Origin of the sequence: Microcoleus sp. S1D4 (assembly GCF_036700765.1) — a bacterium.
Classification (GTDB): Bacteria; Cyanobacteriota; Cyanobacteriia; order Cyanobacteriales; family Microcoleaceae; genus Microcoleus.
The window spans coordinates 128093-153310 of record NZ_JAUBPP010000004.1 but is presented as its reverse complement, the minus strand read 5'-3'; the positions used below and the strand labels follow the sequence as shown (position 1 = coordinate 153310).

The following is a 25218-nucleotide window of genomic DNA, read 5'->3' as shown; positions in this document are numbered from 1 at the left end:
AGATTTTAGATTGGCGATTTGGCGATTTTAGATTAACCAGACGCACTAACCGAAAATCTCAAATCTCAAATCTTGCCCTATTCCTCGGGCTTAGACTTCTTAACCGGCTTAGGAAGAGGTTCCTTGGGAACAGCAGGTGCTGCTGCTGCGGACTTGATGGTAGGACGCCCTACAGGAGCACCGTCACCGCTGGGCCTAGGAGTAAACGGACGCTTGTTTCCCCCTCCTTTGTAGCCACCGGGCGGCTTGCTGCCGGGGGGGAATTTCCGCTTCTTAATCGGCACGGCGCCAATATTGTTAGCCTGCTCGATCGTCAGACTCTCACCTTTCAATTTGACGTGGAAATCCCAAAAAAATCCGATCGCCTTTGTTCCTACATCCCCCTTGAGTTTCAGCTTAAAAAACTTCATCTTGTCGTCATTCTTGCGGGGAGCTTGCTTGATTTTGACGATGACATACTTTTCTTCCTCTTGCGATTGTTGATAAATCACCTCGCCTCGAATCGAAAAATAGCCATCTTCAACATCAGGTTCCGAGGGCGACACAGATGCCGTCGATGCTTCGCTGCTAGCCTCAATCTCGCCTGCTTCCAGATGTTCCTCATCCGAAGACACTTCGGGAGATTTCTTGAGCGTTTCCGGCTCCCAAACTCCCATAATCTGGGCGTGCAAGTTGCCGTCTTCTTGCCTGGTGCGGGGATAGACCACCCACAGGTGTTCTTGTTCCAGATCCAGGTGATTTTTGACTAAACTCATGACTCTACCCAGCAAAACTGCATCGATGGCAGTTCCGTCGGCAGCAATCAGCATACCTCTGGTGAATTGCTCTTCAGATTGGGTGTAGCGGCCCCGCACCAAACCAACAGCTCGGTACTGTCTGGGTTCGCTGGGGGGTGGAATGGGATGTTGGCGCATGACCGAGGGTAGGTCATCGTCGGCCTGACTTTCGTTAGCTGCTGGCTCGCCTGTTGCGGGCACGGAGACTGCGATTGATGGAGTATTGCTGGCAGATTCCGACGGCGCTGCTGGCGCGGAGGGTTCAGGAGCATTGCTCGGCGGGTCTTTTGGCTTTGTTTTGTCCTTGTCGGGGGCAGAACTGTAGCGGGGTCGTTGCAGCGTATCCTTTGACGCTGGTGCGTCTGTTATCGCTGGTGCGTCTGTTGACGCTGGTGCGTCTGTTGTCGCTGGCGATCGATCTGGGTCAACAGGTGCAGCGGGCGATGGCGGAGGAGACACGGGACTTTCGTCTGGTGTCTCGGCCACGGAGGCTGTAGCTGCAGGCTGATTCACGGCGGGCTCGCTTGGCTGAGCCTTGCGAGCAGAAGTAGATTTGGACGATTTGGAAGACGGGTTGGGAGAGGGGTTCATAAAAAACTCCTTGCAGCGGAGACACATCCCTTAAGGGAAATTAGGAATAAACTGAAGAAACTGATTTCACAACTACTAGCACCAAACTTAGGGCTTGCGCCGGAAAGTTTGGTTTTGATTCATCAACGCCAGTTTTAAACTTCGCTACGAGCGATCGATCGCTCCGGGATGGGCGGGCTGCTCTAATCCTTGTGGGCAAAGAGTTTGAGAGTTGCTAACTCCAGGAGCGGGTCGATCGGGCGAAAACTGGCACTGGTGGCTAATAGCATTTAGGATATTCAGATACTTCGAGCCCGGACAATCTAGGATATATCCCGATCGAGCGCGTGCTGAATACCTGAGCATCAAACCAGGCAATATTTCGCAATGCTTTGAGGAAAAGCCTCAAGGCGCCGTTCCAATCTCTTTGGAGCAGCTTGCTTATTTTACTTACTCCAATTACCTAGCGGGTCGATCCGCCATCTTTTCGGTAATTTTTAGCTCGACCAAACTAAATTGGACGAAAGTCGCAGTTTTTGGGGCTGCGGGTCTTTGTGTCCCAAATTGTTTGACGAGCGTGGAGTTGCGGGTCTGTTACCATATTAGCTGCAAGCAAAAGACTGGTTTGTGAATTGGCACTTTGAAGTTAAGAACTTTTATGGTTACACGGATTCGGTTAAATCGCAGACGCCCCTAGGCGATGGGTTAATTCTTAGAAAATAGTAGATTTTAAGTTGGGATAGTTGAATTATGGAAAAAGCAAACAAGCGTCGCGGGTTGATTAGTGTGGTGGTGGTGCTTTCGCTCATCGCTTTTTTGGGATTTTCTCTGGTTCCAATTTTGGACAGTATTCTCAAGAGCAGTCAAACAACCGCTACATCGACTCCAACGCCTACTCAGACTGCGCCTTCTGGCGAGAAGCAAGCGCAGTTGCTGCAAGATCAGGTGAGGGGATACGAATTGGTTTTGCAGCGCGAACCTGACAATGTAACGGCGCTGCGGGGGTTGTTGCAGGTACGGCTGGAGTTGATCGGACAAGGAGTGGGGGATATTAAGGATGCGATCCCACCTTTGGAAAAGTTGGCTAAACTGAATCCCGAGACTACCGAATACGGGATTTTGCTGGCTCAGGCCAAGGAACGCACGGGCGATCGCGAAGGGGCGGCTCAGGCTTACAGGTCAATTTTAGCGTCTAAACCCGGGGAAATTAAGGCTTTGCAGGGGTTGGTTAATTTGCTGCTGGTGCAGCAAAGGCCGGAGGCTGCGATCGGACTGCTGCAAGATACGCTCAAGGCCGCTCCGGCGCAAAATCAGGCAAAACCCGGAAGTATTGATGTAACTTCGGTGCAGTTGATTTTGGGACAGGTTTATGCTGTGCAGAAGCGCTACGATGAGGCGATCGCGATTTATGACGAATCGGCTAAGGCGAATCCGAAAGATTTTCGCCCGACTTTAGCCAAGGCGATCGTGTTTAAGGAACAAGGCAAAACTGACGAGGCAAAAACGCTGTTTGACAAAGCTAGTGAGTTAGCTCCTCCTAACTACAAAGACCAAATTAATCAGTTAGCTAGCGGCACTCCTTCGCCTTCTCCGGCGGCAGATGCGAGTCCCGAAGCGGCATCTCCAGAACCAGCGGCTTCCCCAAGTCCTGAAGGTGCGCTACCTCAGCCTTAAGGAGAGTTTTGCATGAAAGAATTTTGAGTTTTAAGTGAAAAAATCAATACTTAAAACTCAAAATGTATTGTTTTATTCCAGTCTTAAATTAGATGGTATTCGGTCAAACAATGGTTGTAAAGTTTGTAAAAAAAACTAAAGTCCTCAGATTTTTGTAAGGACTTCATTCTTTACTACAAACCTATTTAATTGCCATCGTGACCGCAGACATGATATTATGAATTAAGCAAGACTTCGGAGGGAATTATGACCCAAAGCGTTGACCGCGTTGTTCTACCTCCTGCTTTTCCAGACCACACTCAATTACCAGAGTCGGATGGTACTTTTGTGAAAAATTTTCAGGAGCATCCGCAGAGTTTAATTTTAACTGATTCGATCGGGCAAATTTTGCAGGAGCGGCATCCTGACGGACAATATGCGATCGGTCAAGACTGCGGCATTTACTGGCGAGAAACCGAGCCGCCCGAAAAAGGTGCAGAAGCTCCTGATTGGTTTTATGTTCCGAATGTACCTCCTAATATTGACGGTCAAATTCGTCGTTCCTACGTGCTGTGGCGGGAACACATAGCACCGTTAATTGCGTTGGAATTTGCGAGCGGGAACGGGGATGAAGAGCGCAACCGTACTCCTTTATCGCGTACTGATGAAGGGGTGTTAACGAAACCGGGAAAGTTTTGGGTTTACGAACAGGTGATGCGAATTCCCTATTATGGCATCTACGAAATTAACAGCGGGCAATTAGAAGTTTATCGGTTAATTGACGGGTATTATCAACTGTTAGAACTTAACGATCGCGGTCATTTTCCTATTGCACCTTTAGGTGTAGAATTGGGACTTTGGCAAGGCAATTATCAAAATCAAACTATGCTGTGGCTGCGCTGGTGGGACGAGGAAGGTAATTTGCTGTTGATTGGCGATGAAAGAGCCGAATTGGAGAGATTGCGAGGGGAGCAACAGCGGGAAAGGGCCGAGAGTGCAGAAGAGTCACGACAAGCTGAATTTCACGCAAGAAGGGATGCAATTCCCCGGTTGTTGGGAATGGGTTTGAGTGCCGAAAAAGTGGCGGAGGCGTTAAGTTTATCCGTGGAGGAAGTGACGGAGAATGCTGGAGAGTGAAATAGTGGGAGAGAATTGGGGAAAAGGGCGATCGGTCTTAATAGACTTCATCATGAGAACCCATTTTGAGTAATAAAATCGCTTCCTCTTCATTTTCTGGATCGATCGCAAACTCAAATAAAATCCGATAATCATAATCTATTGAACAAGACCAGATACCCGATAAATCTCCTGTCAGTTTGTGAGTTCGCAAGCTGGCATTAAAGCAGTCTTCAGACAAAAGTTCAAGCGTAGCTTCAATTAAAAGGCGAAGCTGAGGATTTTTACAAACTAACTTTTTGAAAGTACGAATAGATTTGGGAGTCCAAAATTTTCATCCATCATCCAACTCCGCCATAAAATCGGCTACCGACCCAAATTTAACATTGCCCTCAGCATATTCTTGACGAACTTCTGCCTCTTCCTTGAGTAATTCATTTCGTCGCTGTTGTCGCAGACGATTCTGAAGAATATCTAGAAGCGTGGCTTGATCTTCTAATGATAAAACTTCTACAGCTTCAAGAGCTTGCTGGAATTGAGATGTCTGTGTCGTTTTACTCATGTTTTTTTTTGCTACTTATGATCGCGATATTTTGTATTTATTTTAGCAAGACTTATCCTAAGCTAGCATTTTTTAGTTGTGATGTGGAGAATTCCTGAGACGAGTTTAAAATTAATTGTCAATCATTTTAACAACATAGTACCATCAGGCATAACAGTATTGCAAAAGATAGTCATGCGGGTCTGAGCATCAATTAAATTAGCTTGTTCGATGTCAGCGTCAGTTAAATCGGTATAGTCTAAATTTGCGCCTTCTAAATTGGCTTGGAAGAGGATAGCCCCACTTAAATTAGCGCCCCTCAGATTTGTAAAACTCAAATCAGCCTCACTCAAATCAGCTTCACTTATATCGGCATTTGTCAAATCAATCCCCTTCAAATTAGCTCCAGCCCCGATATAAATTCCACCTGTACGAGGAGTAAATGTATCGTCAAAAGTAGTTTTCGAGTCGTAAAGAAATCTATTGAGATTTACGTACTCCAACTGAGTTCCACTCAAGTCAGCCCCCATGAGATTTGTACCTTCTAAGGAAGCATCCAATAATAGAATGTCTCGCAAATCAGCCTCTCTCAAGTTAGCACCGTTGAACCGGGCGGAAGCTGCTTGAGTTCCTCTTAAATTCGCTCCTTTCAAACAGGCATAATACAAACTAGATTCATATAGTTTAACACCTCTCATGTCGGCGTTAGTCAAATTAGCCCTCTCCAAAATGCTTTCACTCAAATTGGCTTCGACTAAGCTAGCATTCTCCAGGTTAATTCCTTCTAGCTCGGCATTATCTAGCCTTGCATTATCCAAAACGGCTCCTTCCAGATTAGCACCCTGCAACCGAGCGGAGTAGAGATTAGCACTATGCAAGTTAATTCCTTCTAAATTGGCATCGTGTAATTTCGCGCTCTCCAAATTGACTCCTTTAAAGTTCCTCTCTCCAGCAGAGTAACGCTGTAACAATTCCTCAGAGTTCATAATTCACGGCAGATTAATTGCTTATCGGTGCGGTATAACTCCAAAAACTTGGGAATTATACCCTATCAAAGCAGTATAACACTGCCAAGTTTACAGTCATATCCCAAAGTTGAATAAATGACCAAGTTAGTAGATTGTGTTTACTTCTCTGACCAGACTATTAGTAAGGTGGGCCTCGCCCACCCGACAACTCAATACTTTCGTTCCTGCGGCTCAAACATCGTAATTGCCACCGGCATATAAGCCAAATCAATCCCCGCAGGTGAATAATAGGCCAGCGTATGCTTCAAAAATTTCTCATCATCCCGCTGAGTAAAATCTTCCCGCGAATGAGCTCCCCGACTTTCCTGCCGGTTCAAAGCAGAAGTTAAAATCATTTTGCCGACAACGATTAAACTCCGCAATTCCAAAGCTTCCACAATTTCCGTATTCCACAACTTGCCTTTATCGTCTAAGTAAACCTCCTCATATTGTCGCTCTAAATCCTCCAATTTTTGCAAACCTTCCTGCATCAATTCGGCGCTGCGAAACACGCCGCAATACTCAGTCATCGTATCTTGATACTGCTGCCGGATTTGATTGATTCGATATTTTCCGGGACGGTCTAAAAGTGCTTGAATTTGTTCTTGAGCTTCGTTAATATAACGCTGTTCGTCTACTGCAGGCAACTTGCGATTTTGGACAAATTGTGCTATGGTTGCGCCAGTAACTTTGCCGTAAACTACGCATTCCAACAGCGAATTGCTGCCCAAACGGTTAGCGCCGTGAACTGAGACGCAAGCTGCTTCGCCCGCTGCAAAGAAACCGTCTACCAAACTGTCAGCACTGCTGCGAACTTGCCCGTCGATATTAGTTGGAATTCCGCCCATTGAATAGTGAGCAGTCGGGCGGACGGGCATCGGTTGGTTGACAGAATCAATTCCTAATAACCGGTGGGCTTCTTCCCAAGCAAAAGGTATTTTGCTCATGATTTTTTCGCGTCCCATGTGCCGCAAATCGAGGTAAATAAAGGGGCCGCCTGCACTTCCATCGAGATTAATTCCTCGGCCGGCGCGAATTTCTAGGGAAATCGATCGCGATGTAATGTCCCTAGGCGCTAATTCCATCCGCGACGGGGCATAATTGGCCATAAATCGATCGCCCTCGGAATTAATCAAATAAGCACCTTCGCCCCGCACGGCCTCGGAAATCAACACTCCCACCGGATACAAACCCGTCGGGTGAAACTGCACAAATTCCATATCTTCCAGCGGCAATCCAGCCATCGCCGCCATCGCCAAACCGTCACCAGTCGAGGCGTAATCGTTCGAGGTGGTGTTGTAAACCCGACCGTAACCCCCCGTAGCAAACATCACCGCCTTAGCGCGCACGACGGCAATTTCGCCGTCTATCAGGTTGAACATAACCACGCCCTTGGCTTGGCCTGCTTCCAAAATCAGGCGCGTGACGTACCATTCCTGATAAATGTGAACTCCGCAGCGGCGCAGATTGTTGACCAATTCGTGGAGGATGGCGTGACCGGTTTTGTCGGCGGCGTAGCAGGTGCGGCGGTGGGAATGTCCGCCGAAAGCGCGCTGGGCAATTCTGCCGTCTTCTAGGCGGGAAAAGAGGACTCCCATGTGTTCTAAATCGATGACTACACCGGGGGCTTCGCGGGTGAGGATTTCTACTGCGTCTTGGTCGGCTAAATAGTCGGAACCTTTTACTGTGTCAAAGGCGTGGGCTTTCCAACTGTCTTCGGGATCGACATTTTGCAGGCTGGAGGCCATGCCGCCTTGGGCTGCGACGGAGTGCGATCGAATTGGGTGAGTTTTGGCAACAACTGCTACCTTGAGACTGGGGTCAGTCCGCGCAATTTCTACAGCGGCGCGGCAACCTGCTAAACCGCCGCCTACAATGATTACGTCGTGTTCCAGCATTGTTTGAGTAATTTTGAGTGTTCTCCTCAACTTATCGTGACGCAAAAAAAAACTTCCTATCAAAAGATCGGGAAGTTTTTTAACTTTTGATTGGAATGGAAGATCAAAAGTTAAAATTTCAAATTAAACTAGCCGATGGTTTCTATAGGCTGCTGATTGGATTGATTTCCCGTTGCAGAAGGTTGATCTTCGGTGGCGGGGTCTACCGAAAGCACTTGAATGTTATTTAGCAGAGTTGTAACGAAAGCAAACAGCAAGAAGGGCAGAGACAGCACTAAAATCAAGCCGACTGTAGCCAAAGCGTAGATTTGACGGGCGCTGCTCCACAGGGCGAGTGCTGACGCTAGACTCAGGAAGATGACTATCAGCCAAACAATGATTTGACCGTAAATGTCGCCAAAGGTGAGGGTACATTTAAGGCGATAGTTTTGGATGTTACTCATTTGATGCCTCGGGAGATTGCTATTACGACTTGTCCAAAAATACTTTGACAGCCTGTCAATACTGACTGTAAATTTATAATTTTAGAGTTCACAAGTAGGTTTTGCGGGAGTTTTAAACATTTTTATAGAAGTTTGCAACAACACTTTATGAATTTTTGTTTCGGATAGGGAATTTTTGCCGCAACAAGACTTAGGCATTTCTCAGAAAGATGAGGTGCTGCTGGCCAAACAGGCCAAACAGGCCAAACAGGCCAAACAGGCCAAACAGGGCAGTGGGTAAACAGGCCAAACAGGCCAAACAGGGCATTGGGTGGGCAACCTCACCACGCTTGAGAACTGCTATCTGTAGATCCGCGCTGCGCCTGAAATGCGGGTAGATTTGCAAAGGTCTTGTCTAGGGGAAGTATGCTTTTTGGCTGACTCCCGATTTTGTAAAGTAATGTTAAGCTGCATGGGGATGCAATCAACCTTTATAGCCTCGCACCTGTGTTTTAGCCCATGTCTTCCGATCGCACATTGCTGATTTCGCGCTGTTTCCTGGCTGGTTTGGGAACGCAGATGTTTTTGCACCACCAGCACCGGATTCCCCGAGATAGTCCGGTACTGGTGGTGAGCAATCACCGCAGTTTCTTAGATCCGGTACTGCTGACGGCGGCTTTGGGTCGATCGATCCGGTTTGCTTGTCATCACTACATGGGTCAAGTTCCGGTGATTCGGGAAGTTGTCACGACTTTCGGCGCTTTCCCCTTGGAAGCACCGGAGCAACGACAGCAACATTTTTTCTCTCAAGCGACGTCGCTGCTGCAAAGTGGGGAGATGGTGGGGGTATTTCCAGAGGGTGCAGAACCGATGGTGAAGTGTACTCAACCGAATACTGTGGGGAAGTTTCAGCGGGGATTTGCTCATTTGGCTTTGCGGGCTCCGCTGCGCGATTTGGCGGTGTTGCCGGTGGCGATTGGTTCGATGGAGGAAAAGTCGGTGCGCTCTGGTGTACCGCTCAAGTTGTTGAGTTTGTTCGATCCTTCCGAACCGCTGTTCGATCGCGCCGGGTGGCATCCTGTGATAGTTTATCAGCGAGTTAATGTTTTAATCGGTCGGCCTTACTGGATTACTGTCGAGAGACAGCAGCAATATCGAGGCAAAAAAGCCAAAGCCGTTGTTGCTGAACTCACAGAGCACTGTCAGGGGGAAATTGCACAATTGCTCCAACGAGGGTGTTTGTAACGAAGGAAGTTCGGCAACGAGCAATGTACGGGATGTAACGGATGTAACGGATGTAAGTCCGATGTCCGTCGGAAGAAGGAAGAGGGAAGAAGGAAGAGGGAAGAAGGAAGAGGGAATAAATTTGTGATTTTTGCTCGCATTTTCCTTGTGTCGCCGTCCTCGGCTGATTCTTAGTCGCTTCTTGGTTTAAGATTCTTGATTCGTCTGATGTCTTAATTGATGATTGTTCTTGCTCTCTGATTATCCCCCTATTTTTGACAGCAATCCCCGACTGATAGAGTTCATACAATTTAATTTCTGATTTTAATCATGCCAAATGCTAGTAACCAGGTTCGTTTTCTAACCCCCAAACCGCCGAAAGCCGATCGCCCTTTATTTATATTTCTGCCCGGTATGGATGGTAGCGGATTGCTGCTGCGGCCGCAAATTTCTAAATTGGCAAATCATTTCGACATTCGCTGCTTAACTTTACCTGCTGACGATATGGCTAGTTGGGAGGTACTTGTCAGCGAAACAATTGCCTTAATCGAAGCAGAAAAACAAACCGGAAAGCAGCAGCGCCCGGTTTATCTGTGCGGGGAGTCATTTGGGGGCTGTTTAGCGATGAAAATTGTTTTAGAAGCTCCTCAATTGTGCGATCGACTAATTTTAGTGAATCCTGCTTCTTCATTCCGACAACAGCCTTGGGTGCAGTGGGGTTCGCATCTAACTCAGTGGTTGCCGGCGAATCTTTATCCGCTGTCGGTAATCGGTTTGTTGCCGATGTTAGCATCATTAGGAAAGATTGGGCGCGACGATCGGCGGGCTTTGCTAGAAGCGATGCAAGCGGTACCGCAACACACGTCTGTGTGGAGATTGGCGTTAGTGCGATCGTTTGATGTGGATCAAAATCAGTTGCGTGGCATCAAACAGCAGACGTTAGTAATTGCTAGCGGTGCCGATAGGCTGCTACCTTCTTTAGCAGAAGGGAAGCTTTTAGTTAAGGTAATTCCTAACGCGGAGATGGTGCTGCTGGGTAACAGCGGTCATGCTTGTTTGTTAGAAACAGATGTTAACCTTTACGGGATTATGCAAGAGCGCAATTTTTTGACTGAATCCATTAGTCAGCAGTCATTAGTCAGTAGTCAATAGTCAGTAGTCAATAGTCAGTAGTCATTAGTCATTAGTTTGGAGTCATTAGTCATTAGTCATTAGTTTGGAGTCATTAGTCAATAGTCCTCAGTCATTAGTTGCTTGTCTCCAGGCACTTTTTAGTGACGGTTTCGTTAATTTGGATACGAACTTTATCGATCGCTCAATCTGTAATTTTGCTTCTAGTGACCAATAAATGACAAGTCATAGCTAATGACTAATGACTGTTAGCTGTTAGTTGTTATTTGTTAGTTGTTATTGGGAATTGAGAATGGGAAATTGGGAATTCGTAGCAAGTAACCAATAACCAATAACTAATAACTAATAACCAATTCCCAACAACTACTGACTACTGACTACTGACTACTGACTACTGACTACTGACTACTGACTACTGACTACTGACTACTAACAACTGACTAATTAAGATTCAGCCATTTTTGAGCGTTAAGCCGCTGGACTACGCCAAACACCATGAGGTCGAGAGTAATCTTGCGCTCGTCTATCAAAAAAGGCTCTAAAGTGCTGGTATGGGTATTATTTTCAGCACAGGAAAACGCCCTTTGACTTTGAATATTTTCTTGAGGAAAATACAGGTTAAATTGGCGCTGACCTTCTTGGAATTTACCAATTACCTGCCAGCAATCTCCAGCGGTACTCATACCGGCAATGGGGAGTTTTTGCTTGGTAAAACGTACCTCTAAGTCCTTAACGCCCTGCTTAGTCAAAGCAGTTTGCAAGGCGGGCAAATAATCTTGTTGAATAAATTCTGCAAAGGGCTTGTCTTCAACAGCAGGTGCTTTTTCTTTTTTAGCTTTAGCTGGGGGCTTGTCGCCGTCAGCGGCTTTAGCTGGGGACTTGTCGCCGTCAGCGGCTTTAGCTGGGGACTTGTCGCCGTCAGCGGCTTTAGCTGGGGGCTTTTTAGCTTTAGCTGCGGGCTTGTCAGTGCTGGGTAAGTCGGTTGTCTCGGGTGCGTCGGAACTTGGGGCGTTCTCGATCGCAGCACTGGGAGTTTCTGATTCGCCAGCGGTAGGGTTTTGCGGTTCTTCTGGCATTAAGGCTTCCTTGTAAAATTGATTGGTAGGAGTTTTGAGTTGAGATCCGGGCGATCGACTCGATCGATCGCACAGATATTTTATCGAAAACCAAGCTTAAAGAATTGTCAGTCAAAAAACTTTGAGATCAAAACACTCGCTTCCGGGTTTTCCTATTGACAAATTGCAACTCCAGTGATGACTCTAAATTTCAGCGACAGCTCGTTCAATCAAACGGCGGGCGAGAGTTTGAACGCCGGTGTGTTCGTAGTAATTGGTAGTCATGTCGAGGAATGCGCCCACATAGTCCACCTTATCGGCAGAAATTTCGACAAAATTCTGCAAGTGGCCGAGTACGTTTTGGGGAGTCAAACCTCGATCGCTGACAAAAGATCCCATCCAACCGGAAACCGAGTTAAAGCTTTCGCCGATAAAGCCGAGCTGGCCTGCGGGAGAGCCGCCTGGAATCATGCCGCCGATCGACTTAAACACTACATTATCTTGCAAATCTTGCGGAGAGAGGCGTTGAATCCAAGACTGAGTGGCCATAATAAAGTCTGGGCCCAGGGGAATCAAACCGTCGAAACAAACCAAAGCAGCCATCCGCATCAGGGATTCGCCGCCGTAGTCGCCCAAAGCCCCGGCAAAATCGCCGATGCTGTCGCCGGGAATCCCGTTAATTTGGCAAAAAGCGAGCAACTCAGTGACTAACTTCAAAGAAAGGTCGATCGTCTGAGCTTTTTCTGGCTTCGGGGTGAGATTGCCGAGGAAGCCCAAAAACGGGACATTTTCGGATACTTTGTTAGCCATAGCAGCCGCGCCTAGGGCACCGGAGGCACTGTCGATGGTTTGGTAGAGCCAAAGAGCGCGCTGGTAGCCTTGGGACTTATCGTTGTAGAGATAGATGGCGCGATCGCCAATTTGCTGAATCAAATCTTCATCAGTTTCGCCAGTAACAGTGCGAATGGTATTTTCAAAGCCCACTAAATTGTTCCACTCGCCGGGAACCACAAAGTCAAGCGCTCGCAGGGCTTTGACAGTCATGTTGTCTTTTGGCAGTTGATCGACTAATTCAAAGACTGTTTTGCTCACAAAAAACTCCTTATAGCTGAACAAGAATCAAAGATATTACTTTTGACAGATGGCAAGAACTTCACAATTTTGTCTGGGCAGACTTAATTCTGATTGCGCCTGACTAAAGTCGGGCGGGGAGTTCTATCGGGGACATCGCTACTTGAGGCGGGCGAGGCCGGGGAGGTTAAATTTTGACAGCCAAGCTTCGCGATCGCTAGCAGTAAAAGATGGATCGCGGGATTGAACTTTCACCTGATAGCGATTTACCACCAAAACAGCAGTGATATTAGCACCCTGATTGACAGCAGGATAGCCGCTAATTTGCTTGGTACTTTGCTGGAATTTTGTACCAGCCGAGGGGTTGCCGGCGATATCGTTAATCGAGAGTACCGCGACATTTTTACCGCCTTTGTTGAGCTTAGCTTCAGCAAAACCGGATTTTTCTTGAGCGAAGACGCGATCGAATCCGGCACCTGAAGAGGGGAAGTATTTATTTAACTTGCCACCTGCGACTGCCTTCTTGGGAAGGTTTTGACTTTGAGCTATGGATTTGTCAGTAGCCTGCTTGGTATTAGCCGCGGGTTTTTGGGTACTTTCCTTCTGGGCTTGATCCCAGCGAGAGGATGAGGCCTGATTCTGACCGCAGGAAGTCACCAGCAGCAGTACCGAGATCAGGAATGGAGCTAAGATTTTGCGCGCGGAGAGAAATTGCATCGCTGTCTCCTGATGAGTAGGTTTCCATAACAATTGTGGCTCAGAATTTGGCAATTTGTCTTTAGCGATCGGGTGATTTGTGCTTGCGGGAAAAAAATATTTGTAAAAAAATCCTCTGCCCGCATGACAGAGGATTTTTTGCAATGGCGAATTCAGATGGAAGAAGACAGAAAGATTGCTCCACACAGTCGAGTCTGGGGGTGGGGGTAAAGAAAGCAAATTTCCTAATTACCAGCAATCTCAAAACAATTTTTTCGGATTTTCCCTAGACTTATGAGAGAGGTTTCAGAGAAGTTGTCTGTCAATCTTCCAACTGAGGTGTTGCTTTGTGGGAAAAGCTCAGGCGTCGCTTTCAATGTAGATAAACAACAAACCCATTACCACAACTGGCATCAGCCAGGTAATTACCGGAATCAAAATCCAAGGTAAGAAAGAGGCAGCGTAGGTACCTGTCATGTCAAATTCTCCAAACTAAAGTTAGCGTGTTCCAACAGGGATATCGAGCAGCGGAGTCTAATTGTTGACTAAACCCCGGAAAATGGCATCAACGCCATTAAAGTTTTCCAGCAAGAAGTAGGCAGCAAAGACGCCGCTCATGCCGCCAATGAAGAAACCAGCGGTCAACTGACTCCATCCTTCACCATTTCTGAGGGAATCGGGAGTCATGGGATTAGCACTGGGGTAGCTGGTGTTGTCTTGCTTGAAAGAGACCAAACCGTAAGCAGACATACCTAGTGTGCCGAGTAGAACTATGACTAGGGCTGTAATTAGTCCGCCAAGATTAGCTGCTTCAGGATAATCCCGCAGGGGTCCGAAGACGATTTCTGGGCCTACGAGGAAATAGCCGTGTGCCAAACCGATTTCTAGACCTCGAACTAGGGGCGAGAGTCCTTTGCGGTAGGCAGGCAAGTTCCCGATGAATGCTTTGGTGAAATCAGAAGCACTGATGGGAGTTGCTAGATGACCCGTGAAGGGGTCGCCGTTAAAGGGTTTAATAAGCTCTGCATCTCTGGGATCGGCCATATTCTCTTTTTCCTCGCTGTGCGTAAATTTTGAGGCGTTCAAGTCATATTTTACGCAGGGACGGGCTTCCTATTTGCATAAATGCTACCGAGCTTTAGAAAAGTTCACTATTCTTTAGTTTTCAGAAGAATTTTTCTTTTGTCCTCTATACCAGAAAGCGAGTCGATCGGGCGACACTCCCAGGAAATAAGCGATAATTACTATTTGATTAATTGCAGTGGTTTTAATGACCCCAAGCTGCTGCCAGCGGCGGTCGGAGGTCAGCACGGGCTGGGGTAATATGGCAATGCGGCCTTGTTTTTTCAACCGGCGCACGAATTCAAAGTCTTCCATCAGGGGTAAGTCGGGAAAACCGCCGATTTTGTCAAAGGTAGCTGAGTACAGAAAAATGGCTTGATCGCCGTAGGGCATTTGGAGAAAGTTCGATCGCCAGTTTACCCCTGTTTCTACCAGCCGCAGACAGAGCCTGCGCCCATCAATTTTGAGTGGAAACGCCCCCCCTAGTGTGGACGGTTTAGCTAATGCCGTGCGCGCTTCAGAGTCGTAGCCTGGGGGTAAAAGAGTGTCGGCGTGGAGGAAAAGCAGGATATCTCCAGTAGCGGAGGCGGCACCTGCATTCATTTGAGTAGCGCGGCCTGGGGAGGTAGAGATAACTCGCACGCCCAAAGATTGGGCTATATCTGCGGTGCCATCGCTGCTGCCGCCGTCGGCGACAATGATTTCAACATTTTTAGCATTTCGGGCGGTGGAGATGACTGGGGCGATCGTAGGTGCTTCGTTTAAGGCTGGAATAATAATAGAAATTTTGAGATTATGATTTTCTGATGGCATACAGAATTAAGCAACCCGTGACATAGAGGGCGGGTTGTACAAAGCTTATCTGTTATTCAACAGCTTGGGACAGTTTTAGGCTTTACAGATGGGGTCGAAAAACCGGGTTTCTATGAGTTTTGGGTTGAGTAGCCATAAATATAGCCTTTCTGTGCTCTCATATGAGGTACTATCCGGGATAGGGCATAGGGCATAGGCCAAACAGGGCGGAGCGAAGCGGAGGGATTGGCCAAACAGGGCATTGGGCTATCCTCACTTTTTTGATAACCGCTATAGTCAGAAACCGGGTTTCTAGGAGTTGGGCGACGCTTTAGGATCAATTCAGTCAGAAACCGGGTTTCTACGATTTGGGGGACGATTATCGCAGAGTATCGCCCTCAAATCATGATTCTATTTTGAACTAAAGTTTGTTGTATTTTGGCTTTTTGTCGCGCTTGCGACTATTGTCGCAAGCGCTGTCTAACCACTGCATTTGGTCAGACAAATACAATTACTATATTGTGACTTTCTGGTTTCAAAATCAAGTGTTTTTTATTAATTAAACATGAGAATTACTAATGAATTAGATCTGCTCAATCGACGAGTTTAATTATTTCAACATATTCATATCTAAATCTAGCAAATCCTCCGGTCGATCGATATCTGCAAGAGTGGGAAGATAAGCAATTTTCAGATCGAGGTTTTGGGCGATCGCCCGCGTAGCAGCAAATACCTCGCTGCTTCCCCAGTTAATGCCGCCAAACAATTCCGGTATCGATCGCCCCAGCCCGATCAGATAATAACCTCCGTCTTTTGCCGCACCCAAAACTAAATCGTGTTGGCTCAGTTCGTCAAAAGCTTTTGCCATGATTTCTGGTTTCAGAGCGGGACAATCAGTGCCGATAATTACAGCTTTGTCAATCCCCGAATTAAAAGAATTTTGAAATGCTGCGGTCATTCTGGCCCCTAAATCGCCGTCTGTTTGATTTTGATAAATAACATCGGTTCCCAACCAGTCTTGCATCTGTTGTGGGCTGCCGCCTGTGTAATGAATTTCTACTGATAATCGGCGGGAGTTTTGGAGAGAGCGCGCGCGGGCGATCGCCTTTTGGGCCATCAAGCGGTGAAGATTGGCAGCACCTGTTTTTCCCAGCACAGGAATCAGTCGAGTTTTGGTTTTTCCGGGTTCGGGATAGCGGCTGAAAACAATCAGTTTTTCTGGAATCATACCATTTGAAATTTGAGATTTTTGAGGGGAGTTTTTGCACAAATCACAGGATAGAGCGGGTAAACTGCAGATTTTAAGCAGATCGACACAGATAAATGCAGATAATTTCAATATTGTCTGCGATTGAGTGCAATGCAAATCTAATAGTGGTGGGTTGGGCGCGGTTTAATATTTGTTTTTTGGTGGCTTAAGTTAATTGTCGCACCCAATTTACCCTACAATAGGTTAACTGAAAATTAGTGATTGATGGTTAGCTCATTTCTAGCATTCGCTGGATTGGTTTCAAGGCGGCTAGTTGCAGTTCTTGGGACATGGTAATTTCGGGAGTTTGATTTTTGAGGGATAGGTACAATTTTTCCAAGGTATTTAATCTCATGTGCGGGCATTCGTTGCAAGCACAAGTATTGTTGTTGCCAGGAGCGGGGATAAATTGTTTGTGTGGTGTTTGCTTTTGCATTTGGTGAATTATTCCCGGTTCAGTCGCGACAATAAATGCTTGGCTGGAACTCGATTGAGTATATTTGAGCAAAGCGGCGGTGGAACCGATATAATTGGCGTGGCGAAGTACGGGAGGTTCGCATTCTGGGTGGGCGATGATTTCGGCTTCGGGATTTTCGATTTTGAGTTGAACTATCTTTTTTTCTGAGAAGTTTTCGTGGACGATGCAGGCTCCTTGCCAAAGTTCCATGTGTCTACCGCTTTGTTCGATGACGTAGCGGCCGAGATTGCGATCGGGCCCAAAGATTATTGGCTGATTTTCAGGAATTTGGTTGACAATTTTGACGGCGTTGGAGCTGGTGCAAATTATGTCGCTCATTGCCTTTATTTGGGCGGTACAGTTAATGTAGGAAATAACTAAGTGTTTTGGTCGATCGGCTTTGAATGCCGCAAAGGCTTCGGGCGGGCAACTGTCGGCGAGGGAACAACCTGCATTTAAGTCGGGCAATAATACTAATTTGTCTGGATTGAGGATTTTGGCGGTTTCTGCCATGAAATGAACTCCGGCAAAAACTATGACATCGGCGCTGGTGTTGGCGGCTTTGCGGGCAAGTTCTAGGGAGTCGCCTATGAAGTCTGCGATGTCTTGGATGTCGGAGTCTTGGTAGTAGTGGGCGAGAATGACGGCGTTTAACTCTTGTTTGAGGGCGTTGATTGCGGCAAACAAGTCGTCGGGCAGTCTGGTTTGGGTAAAGTTGGGAGCAGGTGCGGTGGTAAACACAGTTAGAATCTTGGGTGAATGGTGGCGGCTGGACTCAAATGTATTTTGAATTATAGTTGAATTCACCAAAAACGGTTGCAAGTGGCTGGTTGGGCCAATCTAAAATCTAAAATCTAAAATCTAAAATCTAAAATTGCCTGGGGGAGAGTGCAAAAATTGGTCGCTGTTTCCTATGCTGATAAGAAGGGGCTAGGGATCGATCGCACATAACAAATCAAATGAATAAAGCTAAATCTATCAAAATTGCGGTGGTGGGGGACGTTCACGATCACTGGGAAGCAGAAGACGGCGAGGCGCTGAAGCATTTGGGCGTTGACTTGGTGCTGTTTGTGGGGGATTTTGGGAACGAGTCGGTGGATGTAGTGCGGGCGATCGCCCAATTGGACATTCCGAAAGCTGCGGTGTTTGGAAACCACGACGCTTGGTACACAGCAACCGAGTGGGGCCGGAGTCAGTGCCCCTACGATCGCACTAAAGAAAATTGGGTAAAACAGCAGTTAGATTTAATGGGAGAAGCCCACGTCGGTTACAGCAAGCGAGATTTTCCCAAATTGGGCGTAACTGTGGTGGGAAGCCGCCCGTTTACTTGGGGGGGGTCGGAGTGGAAGTACAACGATTTTTACTCGGAATGGTTTGGGGTAGAAAGTTTTGAGGAGTCGGCCAAACGCATTGCAGGAGCTGCGGCGGATGCGGATTGCGAAAATGTGATTTTTTTGGGTCACACGGGCCCGACGGGTCTGGGAGAGGCTCCTGAAGACCCCTGCGGTCGAGATTGGAAGCCGCTGGGAGGGGATTGGGGAGACCCGGATTTTGCTGAGGCGATCGATCGAACTCGGAGTGCTGGGAAGCACGTACCTCTGGTAACTTTTGGTCATATGCACCACAAACTGCGACACACTAAGCACGAGTTGCGGAAGTCATGTTTCGTGAGTGGGGAGGGTACAGTTTATTTGAATGCCGCCAGCGTACCGCGAATTGTGGAGAGAGAGCGATCGAAACTGCGGAATTTCTCGATCGTGCTGCTGGAAAATGGCACAGTGTCGGAAGCGTCTCTAGTTTGGCTGGGGGAAGATTTCGCAGTGGTTTTAGAACAAATTCTTTACCGGCACACAGAATCGGCAAAGGCTTGTAGTTAGTGGCAACTACTGGTATGATGTAGTTTATCTACCGGGAGAGGTGGCAGAGTGGTCGAATGCGCCTGACTTGAAATCAGGTGAACCGTAAGGTTCCGTGGGTTCAAATCCCACCCTCTCCGTTTTTTCAAGGCTTTGAGCCAATTAATATCAAGCTTTAGCAACACTCTCGGCTCCAGCAAAACCCCCGACAAAGTGAACTGGATAGAGTTTTGGATAGAAAGTCGATAAGTAGTTAAACAAAATTAATTATCGCAGTTCGAGCTCTCATATCAATTCCGGTTGCACTCATACATGATGTTAACTGTTAACTGTTAACTGTTAACAGTCTATTTACTATTCCGATGAAGAGAGGATTTGATATCATAGGAGGTATTGACCGATCGCTCGCTCCCTCAATCCTCCCATCTAAAACTTGTTCGCTCGCGAAGCCGAAAAATCTAACATCTAAACTTTTTGATAAAGGATATTTTTTTAAAGAGGGCATTTTAGTTGGTTGGCTTTGCTAAACTAAACTTGACCGCAAACTAATTTGCTTACTTATACTTTGAGCAAAGCACAATTTAGAGTAAATTGAAAATTTGGCAACAAAAATAGATTAATCTATTATAGCCTTTCAAGCTCTCATATGAGGTACTATCCCGGATAGGGCATTTGCCCGCGCAGGGCATTGGGCTATCCTCACCACGCTTGAGAATCGCTATAGTAGTTCTGACAAAAATGAGGTATCAAACCCTCAATCTCAAATCTCAAATCTCAAATTTCAACCTGTATCTGACTTTTTTGAGCAAGGCTATATGACAGCCCGATCGCAATTATAGCACTTACGCACTGGGACTAAAAAAACCGAGTTTTTAGAATGATCTACGTCTACAAACGAAGTATTATCGTGAAAAACCCGGTTTCAGGACACTCGCGCGTCCAAGAGTGAATCGTGCTTTAACGATTACATTTTGCTGATAATTCTTTGCACGATTTCCACACCTGTTACCGCCTGCCAGCCAAACAGCCCCAATAGCGCCACATTTAGAACGATGTGACTGTATCTGGCCAAATCATTACCTTTTTGCATCAAAGGAGTCAGCGAGGCTGAAATGGCAATTATTGCGGTCATTCCCAAGCCTGCTAGCAAGTGGGATCCCACAAATAGTTTGCCATTGTTGATGTAGGTGACAGCCATTCCGCCGATCGCCCCTGTTACCATCAAGGCTAGCAGCAAAGAACCAATTTGGTGATGCTTGATGTTGAATTTGCCCTTAATTAATTCTTTTTTGGCCTCGCCTTCAGCACTTCTGGTACGGCGGATTTGAAGACCGAGATACAAAGCATAAAATGACAGAGCCAGCAATACCCACATTAAAATTGGGTGGAAGAATTGGCTCCAAACTTTCACTGACTCAGGAATTTCGAGGTTCATAGTGTTCTCAGAATTAGCAAAAAAACTTCATAAAAATTAGTATACCAGTAAGTCCCTCTCATGTGATGGTAAAAACATACAGAACGAGATACTATTATGCCTGCCACTAAACAAGACGCTGTATTGATTCAAGCGGCCAAGACTGGCAATATTATTCACGTCCAAGCTTTACTCGCTAAAGGCGTTGACGCTAATGCCAAAGACTCTGAGGGGACAACGGCTTTGATGTTTGCCGCCCAAAATGGCTATACGGAAATCGTGCGTATCCTACTAAACAATGACGCTAATGTCAACCTCACGAGCAGGCGTTTTGGGCTGACGGCTTTGATGCTGGCCGCCGCTCACAAACAGGCTGATGTTATGCGGCTGTTGTTGGCTGCGGGGGCTGATGTTGATGCAAAAAATGATGATGGAAGTACGGCTTTGATGGCCGCTTCTCTCAAAGGAGATGTTAATGTTGTGCGGCTTTTGCTTGATGCTAAGGCTGATGTGAATGTCCGAGATATAGATGGAGATTCTGCTCTGAAAATAGCGGCTTTGTCCGGGAACGAAGCTGTTGTGAAAGTTTTGGCTGATGCGGGTGCTGTTGCTGACAATTTCATGCTGTTTTTAGCTGTTAGTCAAGGTAGCGCTGAAATTGTCAGAATTTTGCTCGATCGCGGTGCGGATGTTAATCTTAAAAATCTAGAGAGCAAAACTGCTTTGATGCAGGCTGTAACGGCAGGCAATTTGGCGGTTGTCGAGGTGCTGTTGGCGGATGGCGCTAATGCGGAAATTCGCGACAAAGACGGCGAAACTGCTTTGACTTTGGCTGCGGATTTCGGCAATATTGATGCGGTGCGGGCTTTGCTGGGTGCGGGCGCTGATGCGAATGTGAAAAATGGAGATGGGGGCACGGCTTTGATGGCGGCTGCTGCTGGGGGAAATTTGCCGATCGCACGTATGTTACTCGATGCTGGAGCGGATATCAACGCTAAGGACAGAGATGATGAAACTGCGTTGAATTTTGCGGTGGTTGAAGGCTGCGAAGATGTGGTGGAATTGCTATTAAACCGAGGTGCTAGTGTCGGAGCCAGAAATCGGTTGGGCGATACGCCTTTGCTGGTGGCTGCTGTTCACGGTCACAGTGCGATCGTAGCGGCTTTGCTGCAAAAAGTCAACTCAAATCAGGCAGATTTTCTGAATGCTAAAAACTTTGGGGAGACGGCTTTGACGCTGGCTGTTTTTGGCGGACATACTGAGACGGTGAAGGTTTTGCTCGACGGCGGTGCAAATCCGAATGTTCCGGCAGATTTGGGGAAGACAGCTTTAATGAAGGCGTGCGATCGCGGTTATTTGGCGATCGTCCAATTATTAGTCGAAAAAGGCGCGGATGTCAACCTGCTGGATGATTCCGGTGCAACTGCCTTAATGTGGGCCGCCCATCGCGGTTATACTCATGCAGTTAAGATTTTAATCGCCGCCGGTGCAGAACTAAATCACAAAAATCCCGGCAATTATACAGCTTTAATGCTGGCTGAGTTTAAAGGTTATTCGACTATTGTGAAATTGCTAAAAGATGCAGGAGCACAGGAATAAATATCGCATCATGGGAGATGCAGATGCAGACGGCGGTTGAAACCAGGTTTACAAAAACTTTAGTCCGCCTCCGCCGACTGAAAAAAATGCCGTATCAAGAAAAAAACGTAATGTTAACCATCCATTCTTCAACCCCTCTCAGATTGGGTTTTGTTTGTGTAAACCTGGTTTTATATCAAATTCTCTCTTCATCGGAATAGTAATATCGTTTCCGGTTGCATCGGAATGATTTAACCACAGAGAACACAGAGAGATTAGAGAGAAATGAATAATTCTGATGCTAACAGAATTGATATAAATTCACTGTTAACAGTTAACATCATGTATGAGTGCAACCGGAATTGATATTAACCGCCGTTTTATCTTTACTTTGCGCACCCAGATTAACCCGCAAATCTTATCTCAATCCGCTTTCCGCACCCAGCCATTAATAGTAAAGCGACTATCAGCAAAAGCTTTCGAGGGACAGCTAACTGTCAAAACTTCGTGCATATAGCGGCTGAGAAAAAATACGATACTGTTATTCCGAGGTTCTACCGTTCTGAATGTGTCGGCCGCCACATAAAAATTGTTCTCGACTTTGCTATCATAAATCAGCAATTCGCCACCGGAAAAAGCCTTGGGTTCTCGATAGAAATAGTAAACGTAAGTAAAAAATCTACTCGCGGTATCGGGCGAGCCGCTGTCGTTGTGAAGTTTATAAAAGTTGTTGTCGTTGTGTGTGGTTAGCTGAGATTCTATATGACCAAGCGGAAATGATGGGATATTTAATTTCCGCAGCACGTCGGGGAGAATTCCTTTAATCCGATTTACCATCATTGTTGAAAATTCGGGGAATGAATGAAGTACCATAGAACGGCGGTAATCTTCGGCATTTGTTGAGGTGCTGGTACTCACAAATTCGGATTCTTTTGCTAAAACATATTTGATTAATTTGTTCTTTTCTGCTGGTGTCAAAAAGTTATCTATTTGGGCGTAGCGAGATATTAAGTCGTCATTTATAGGCGCGGCGGCGGGAATTTCGGCGGGAATTTCGGCGGGGATTTCGGCGGGAGTTGCTGGCTGCTGCGGTTGCAGTTGCTGCAAGTAAATTGGGGGTTCAGTGACTAATCCGACTAGGTGTTCGCCGGGAAAGGAAAGGCTAGAACGCCCATCGTCTATGGGGATTTGAAATAAGGTGGAAAAACCTACTGTTGCTTGGGTGCGATCGACTAATGTTTTGACTAGGCTGTGCAATAATGGTGTGTCGGATTTGAGCGTAATGGTGCACTGATGTCCGCCGGTGAGCAGGATTTTAACTTTTACGTCTTGGGGTTGAATTTGCTGTTGAGTGTAAGTCATAATTTTTTAAGGATGCAACTGGGAAGTCGTTAGGATATAACAGTTTTGATTGGTGTCACAGTCTTTTCTATCCCCTCTAACCTCCCTTAATAAAGGGGGACAAGAGTGTCATAATCTCCCGTCTTAAGACGGGATAAGAGTATTCTCTTTCGTCCCCCTTCTTAAGAGGGATTTAGGGGGATCTAGACTCTGCTATCAACGAGGGATACAAAAAAATTAGGCGCTTATTGACATCCCCAAACACTATTGTATCCCTACCCTATGATACACAATTGAAAATTGCTAGGTATTATTCCTAATGCAAAAAGTGGCGGATATCGGTGAAAACCATTGTGATTCCGAGTTGGTTGGCTGCTTCGATCGAATCTTTATCGCGCATACTACCTCCCGGTTGGACGATCGCAATTATCCCCGCGCCCGCCGCCGTTTTTACGGAGTCGTCGAAGGGGAAGAAGCCGTCGCTAGCCAAAATCGCTCCTTGACTCTTCTCTCCTGCTTGTTCCAATGCTAGTTTAACCGATCCGACGCGGTTCATTTGTCCCGCACCGACACCGATTGTAGTGCGATCGCGCGTTACAACGATCGCATTAGATTTAACGTGTTTCGCTACCTTCCAAGCAAACAGCAACTCTTCCCACTCTTCAGCAGTCGGCTGTTTCTCAGTAACTGCGCGCCAGTTGCTAGTTTCTTCTACTGCATTGTCTGACTCTTGAACCAGCAAACCACCTGCAATAATTTTAACAGTTTGTGGCGGCCCTTGAGTCAAATCCGGCAAAATCAAGACTCGAACTTTTGCCTTTTTCTTGATAATTTCTTCCGCTTCTGGTTCGCACCCCGGCGCAACAATACATTCTAAAAATGTTTTAGTTAACGCCGTTGCGGTAGCAGCATCAATCGGGCGGTTGAGGGCGACAATTCCACCGAAAGCTGAGACTGAATCGGTGTCGAAAGCTTTTTGATACGCTTCGGAAATAGTTGTTCCCAAGGCTGTACCGCAAGGATTTGTATGCTTGAGAATAGCGGCGGCGGGAGTGTCCGGGAATTCTACAATTAGCCGCCTTGCTGCTTCTAAATCTACTAAATTATTGTAGCTTAATTCTTTGCCTTGCAGGATGGTGCTAGTCGTCCAGCCTGTGGGTGCAGTTCCGCTTTGATACCAGGTGGCCGCTTGGTGGGGATTTTCGCCGTAGCGGAGTGTTTGCAGTTCTGTTCCCGATACGTTGAAATCTTCTGGTAGCTTCGATTCTGGCTCGGATTGGCTGCTGAGATAATTGGCGATCGCGCGATCGTAGTTTGCTGTATGTTTGAAGGTTTCTAACGCGCACTTTTGCCGGAATTTTAAAGAGGATTCCCCGCCGTTTTCCCGCAGTTCTGCTAAATAAGTATTATACTGTTCGGGATTGCACAAAACTGTCAAATGAGCGTGGTTTTTAGCTGAAGCTCTCAGCATTGCCGGCCCGCCGATATCGATCTGTTCAATTGCGTCTGCTAGAGTTACTCCCGGTTTAGCAATTGTTTGTTCAAATGGATACAAATTCACTACAACTAGATCGATCGCCCGAATTTGATTTTCGGCTAAATCTGCGATATCTTGCGCTACATCGCGGCGCGCTAAAATACCTCCGTGGATTCGCGGGTGAAGTGTTTTGACTCGCCCTCCCAAAATTTCGGGGGAACCAGTATATTCTGCAACTTTTGTGACTGGGATTCCTGCTTCTTTGAGGGCGCTTGCTGTCCCGCCGCTGCTAATTATGTCAAATTCAAATTCTTCTACTAGACTGCGCGCTAAGTCGATTAGCCCGGTTTTGTTGGATACGCTCAGAAGTGCTAGACGTGCCATTGGTTTGAAATTGCGATCGCAAAAATAGACAGGTTATATTCTATATCAAATCTGGTGGTAGGGGAATAATTTGGTAGTTTGTGACTGTGATTACATTATCTCAACATGACTTGGCTTGTTATAAGTATATTTTTTCTATACAATAAAACACTTTTCAGTTAATTATATAGCTGTTCTCAAGCGTGGTGAGGTATACCATATGCCCTATGCCGGACAGTACCTCACCTTTCGGAGAAAGGCTATAAATATTTATAACTGGTGCGTCGATCCTGTTATATTGTCCGCTGTCAGAGGGATTGAAGCCATCTTTCCCCTTCACGGCAGCCTCCCGCGCCCGGGTCTATGCTGTTAAAATTACTTATTCAAGTGTAATAGATAATTCGCTGGCGATCGCTCTATAATCTTAAGGATATTTTAGGATTAATTATCAAATTCATGTGCTAGCATC

The 25218-nt window shown here is 46.6% G+C and carries 24 protein-coding genes, 1 tRNA gene and 1 pseudogene; 8 read left to right on the top strand and 18 right to left on the bottom strand.

The genetic code is table 11. The features are described from left to right. Nucleotides 1-77 precede the first annotated feature (77 nt). A complete protein-coding gene (locus QT998_RS06300; RefSeq protein WP_333114726.1) occupies nt 78-1367 on the bottom strand; it encodes a hypothetical protein in 1290 nt (429 codons plus the stop codon). 144 nt (nt 1368-1511) lie between these two features. Then, complete coding sequence (locus QT998_RS06295) at nt 1512-1712, bottom strand: hypothetical protein (protein WP_333089017.1); 201 nt, start codon at nt 1710-1712, stop codon at nt 1512-1514. A gap of 384 nt (nt 1713-2096) precedes the next feature. Between QT998_RS06295 and QT998_RS06290 the strand changes: the two genes are divergently transcribed. Both QT998_RS06290 and QT998_RS06285 read left to right on the top strand, forming a co-directional pair. After that, a complete protein-coding gene (locus QT998_RS06290) occupies nt 2097-3020 on the top strand; it encodes a tetratricopeptide repeat protein (protein ID WP_194068343.1) in 924 nt (307 codons plus the stop codon). Between the two features lie 246 nt (nt 3021-3266). Next, a complete protein-coding gene (locus QT998_RS06285; RefSeq protein WP_333114724.1) occupies nt 3267-4136 on the top strand; it encodes a Uma2 family endonuclease in 870 nt (289 codons plus the stop codon). Between the two features lie 37 nt (nt 4137-4173). Here the strand turns inward: QT998_RS06285 and QT998_RS06280 are convergent. The 5 genes and pseudogenes from QT998_RS06280 to QT998_RS06260 all read right to left on the bottom strand — a co-directional run. Continuing rightward, a pseudogene (locus tag QT998_RS06280) lies at nt 4174-4431 on the bottom strand (type II toxin-antitoxin system RelE/ParE family toxin); the annotation flags it as partial. Nucleotides 4432-4449: 18 nt separating this feature from the next. Continuing rightward, nucleotides 4450-4677, bottom strand: a complete 228-nt coding sequence (locus QT998_RS06275; RefSeq protein ID WP_333114722.1) for a hypothetical protein — start codon at nt 4675-4677, stop codon at nt 4450-4452. Between the two features lie 122 nt (nt 4678-4799). Next, nucleotides 4800-5642 (bottom strand): pentapeptide repeat-containing protein, encoded by an 843-nt coding sequence (locus QT998_RS06270; RefSeq protein ID WP_333114721.1) that lies wholly within the window; start codon nt 5640-5642, stop codon nt 4800-4802. 191 nt (nt 5643-5833) lie between these two features. After that, nucleotides 5834-7561, bottom strand: a complete 1728-nt coding sequence (locus QT998_RS06265; RefSeq protein ID WP_333114719.1) for a succinate dehydrogenase/fumarate reductase flavoprotein subunit — start codon at nt 7559-7561, stop codon at nt 5834-5836. Between the two features lie 128 nt (nt 7562-7689). Then, nucleotides 7690-8004 (bottom strand): hypothetical protein, encoded by a 315-nt coding sequence (locus QT998_RS06260; RefSeq protein ID WP_194010683.1) that lies wholly within the window; start codon nt 8002-8004, stop codon nt 7690-7692. Between the two features lie 498 nt (nt 8005-8502). On the opposite strand from QT998_RS06260, the gene QT998_RS06255 reads away from it, so the two are divergent. From QT998_RS06255 to QT998_RS06245, 3 genes are all read left to right on the top strand, one after another. Beyond that, entirely contained in the window at nt 8503-9228 is a 726-nt protein-coding gene (locus tag QT998_RS06255; protein ID WP_333114717.1) for a lysophospholipid acyltransferase family protein, read from the top strand. Then, nucleotides 9197-9355, top strand: a complete 159-nt coding sequence (locus QT998_RS06250) for a hypothetical protein (RefSeq protein ID WP_333089028.1) — start codon at nt 9197-9199, stop codon at nt 9353-9355. The genes QT998_RS06255 and QT998_RS06250 overlap by 32 nt, the downstream gene beginning before the upstream one ends. Before the next feature lie 182 nt (nt 9356-9537). Further along, nucleotides 9538-10359 carry an alpha/beta fold hydrolase gene (locus QT998_RS06245; protein ID WP_333089029.1) on the top strand — a complete coding sequence of 274 codons (822 nt, stop codon included), beginning with the start codon at nt 9538-9540 and terminating at the stop codon, nt 10357-10359. A gap of 419 nt (nt 10360-10778) precedes the next feature. Here QT998_RS06245 and QT998_RS06240 read toward each other — a convergent pair whose 3' ends face one another. The 8 genes from QT998_RS06240 to nadA all read right to left on the bottom strand — a co-directional run bounded on the left by QT998_RS06240 (nt 10779) and on the right by nadA (nt 17461). After that, on the bottom strand, nt 10779-11414 hold the full coding sequence (locus QT998_RS06240) for a DUF2996 domain-containing protein (protein WP_333089030.1): 636 nt from the start codon (nt 11412-11414) through the stop codon (nt 10779-10781). Between the two features lie 183 nt (nt 11415-11597). Further along, a complete protein-coding gene (locus tag QT998_RS06235) occupies nt 11598-12485 on the bottom strand; it encodes a hypothetical protein (RefSeq protein WP_194068108.1) in 888 nt (295 codons plus the stop codon). Nucleotides 12486-12623: 138 nt separating this feature from the next. Beyond that, nucleotides 12624-13181: a hypothetical protein gene (locus tag QT998_RS06230; RefSeq protein ID WP_333089033.1), complete on the bottom strand. Its 558-nt coding sequence runs from the start codon at nt 13179-13181 to the stop codon at nt 12624-12626. 339 nt (nt 13182-13520) lie between these two features. Next, nucleotides 13521-13637 carry a photosystem I reaction center subunit VIII gene (locus tag QT998_RS06225; protein WP_194012095.1) on the bottom strand — a complete coding sequence of 39 codons (117 nt, stop codon included), beginning with the start codon at nt 13635-13637 and terminating at the stop codon, nt 13521-13523. 57 nt (nt 13638-13694) lie between these two features. Beyond that, complete coding sequence (locus QT998_RS06220) at nt 13695-14204, bottom strand: photosystem I reaction center protein subunit XI (RefSeq protein WP_333089034.1); 510 nt, start codon at nt 14202-14204, stop codon at nt 13695-13697. Nucleotides 14205-14318: 114 nt separating this feature from the next. Then, entirely contained in the window at nt 14319-15035 is a 717-nt protein-coding gene (locus QT998_RS06215) for a TIGR04283 family arsenosugar biosynthesis glycosyltransferase (protein ID WP_333114714.1), read from the bottom strand. Between the two features lie 589 nt (nt 15036-15624). Continuing rightward, complete coding sequence (locus QT998_RS06210; RefSeq protein ID WP_333089038.1) at nt 15625-16242, bottom strand: TIGR04282 family arsenosugar biosynthesis glycosyltransferase; 618 nt, start codon at nt 16240-16242, stop codon at nt 15625-15627. A gap of 250 nt (nt 16243-16492) precedes the next feature. After that, nucleotides 16493-17461: a quinolinate synthase NadA gene (nadA, locus tag QT998_RS06205; protein WP_333114712.1), complete on the bottom strand. Its 969-nt coding sequence runs from the start codon at nt 17459-17461 to the stop codon at nt 16493-16495. A gap of 218 nt (nt 17462-17679) precedes the next feature. Between nadA and QT998_RS06200 the strand changes: the two genes are divergently transcribed. Both QT998_RS06200 and QT998_RS06195 read left to right on the top strand, forming a co-directional pair. Further along, entirely contained in the window at nt 17680-18597 is a 918-nt protein-coding gene (locus QT998_RS06200; protein ID WP_333114710.1) for a TIGR04168 family protein, read from the top strand. A 34-nt stretch (nt 18598-18631) separates the two neighbouring features. Continuing rightward, a tRNA-Ser gene (locus tag QT998_RS06195) sits at nt 18632-18716 on the top strand. Nucleotides 18717-19540: 824 nt separating this feature from the next. Here QT998_RS06195 and QT998_RS06190 read toward each other — a convergent pair. Next, complete coding sequence (locus tag QT998_RS06190) at nt 19541-20011, bottom strand: DUF4079 domain-containing protein (RefSeq protein WP_333114708.1); 471 nt, start codon at nt 20009-20011, stop codon at nt 19541-19543. A 96-nt stretch (nt 20012-20107) separates the two neighbouring features. On the opposite strand from QT998_RS06190, the gene QT998_RS06185 reads away from it, so the two are divergent. Further along, entirely contained in the window at nt 20108-21589 is a 1482-nt protein-coding gene (locus QT998_RS06185) for an ankyrin repeat domain-containing protein (protein ID WP_333114707.1), read from the top strand. A gap of 402 nt (nt 21590-21991) precedes the next feature. On the opposite strand, the gene QT998_RS06180 is transcribed toward QT998_RS06185, so the two are convergent. Together QT998_RS06180 and purH are read right to left on the bottom strand one after the other, a co-directional pair. Continuing rightward, nucleotides 21992-22930: a 2OG-Fe(II) oxygenase gene (locus QT998_RS06180; RefSeq protein ID WP_333114706.1), complete on the bottom strand. Its 939-nt coding sequence runs from the start codon at nt 22928-22930 to the stop codon at nt 21992-21994. 295 nt (nt 22931-23225) lie between these two features. Then, nucleotides 23226-24770: a bifunctional phosphoribosylaminoimidazolecarboxamide formyltransferase/IMP cyclohydrolase gene (gene purH / locus QT998_RS06175; protein WP_333114705.1), complete on the bottom strand. Its 1545-nt coding sequence runs from the start codon at nt 24768-24770 to the stop codon at nt 23226-23228. Between the last annotated feature and the right edge of the window lie 448 nt (nt 24771-25218).

Bases quoted from the DNA above. Each gene is read 5' to 3' on its own strand.
- QT998_RS06300 (WP_333114726.1), bottom strand. From the start codon at position 1,367: ATGAACCCCTCTCCCAACCCGTCTTCCAAATCGTCCAAATCTACTTCT.
- QT998_RS06295 (WP_333089017.1), bottom strand. From the start codon at position 1,712: ATGCTCAGGTATTCAGCACGCGCTCGATCGGGATATATCCTAGATTGT.
- QT998_RS06290 (WP_194068343.1), top strand. From the start codon at position 2,097: ATGGAAAAAGCAAACAAGCGTCGCGGGTTGATTAGTGTGGTGGTGGTG.
- QT998_RS06285 (WP_333114724.1), top strand. From the start codon at position 3,267: ATGACCCAAAGCGTTGACCGCGTTGTTCTACCTCCTGCTTTTCCAGAC.
- QT998_RS06275 (WP_333114722.1), bottom strand. From the start codon at position 4,677: ATGAGTAAAACGACACAGACATCTCAATTCCAGCAAGCTCTTGAAGCT.
- QT998_RS06270 (WP_333114721.1), bottom strand. From the start codon at position 5,642: ATGAACTCTGAGGAATTGTTACAGCGTTACTCTGCTGGAGAGAGGAAC.
- QT998_RS06265 (WP_333114719.1), bottom strand. From the start codon at position 7,561: ATGCTGGAACACGACGTAATCATTGTAGGCGGCGGTTTAGCAGGTTGC.
- QT998_RS06260 (WP_194010683.1), bottom strand. From the start codon at position 8,004: ATGAGTAACATCCAAAACTATCGCCTTAAATGTACCCTCACCTTTGGC.
- QT998_RS06255 (WP_333114717.1), top strand. From the start codon at position 8,503: ATGTCTTCCGATCGCACATTGCTGATTTCGCGCTGTTTCCTGGCTGGT.
- QT998_RS06245 (WP_333089029.1), top strand. From the start codon at position 9,538: ATGCCAAATGCTAGTAACCAGGTTCGTTTTCTAACCCCCAAACCGCCG.
- QT998_RS06240 (WP_333089030.1), bottom strand. From the start codon at position 11,414: ATGCCAGAAGAACCGCAAAACCCTACCGCTGGCGAATCAGAAACTCCC.
- QT998_RS06230 (WP_333089033.1), bottom strand. From the start codon at position 13,181: ATGCAATTTCTCTCCGCGCGCAAAATCTTAGCTCCATTCCTGATCTCG.
- QT998_RS06225 (WP_194012095.1), bottom strand. From the start codon at position 13,637: ATGACAGGTACCTACGCTGCCTCTTTCTTACCTTGGATTTTGATTCCG.
- QT998_RS06220 (WP_333089034.1), bottom strand. From the start codon at position 14,204: ATGGCCGATCCCAGAGATGCAGAGCTTATTAAACCCTTTAACGGCGAC.
- QT998_RS06215 (WP_333114714.1), bottom strand. From the start codon at position 15,035: ATGCCATCAGAAAATCATAATCTCAAAATTTCTATTATTATTCCAGCC.
- QT998_RS06210 (WP_333089038.1), bottom strand. From the start codon at position 16,242: ATGATTCCAGAAAAACTGATTGTTTTCAGCCGCTATCCCGAACCCGGA.
- QT998_RS06200 (WP_333114710.1), top strand. From the start codon at position 17,680: ATGAATAAAGCTAAATCTATCAAAATTGCGGTGGTGGGGGACGTTCAC.
- QT998_RS06190 (WP_333114708.1), bottom strand. From the start codon at position 20,011: ATGAACCTCGAAATTCCTGAGTCAGTGAAAGTTTGGAGCCAATTCTTC.
- QT998_RS06185 (WP_333114707.1), top strand. From the start codon at position 20,108: ATGCCTGCCACTAAACAAGACGCTGTATTGATTCAAGCGGCCAAGACT.
- QT998_RS06180 (WP_333114706.1), bottom strand. From the start codon at position 22,930: ATGACTTACACTCAACAGCAAATTCAACCCCAAGACGTAAAAGTTAAA.
- purH (WP_333114705.1), bottom strand. From the start codon at position 24,770: ATGGCACGTCTAGCACTTCTGAGCGTATCCAACAAAACCGGGCTAATC.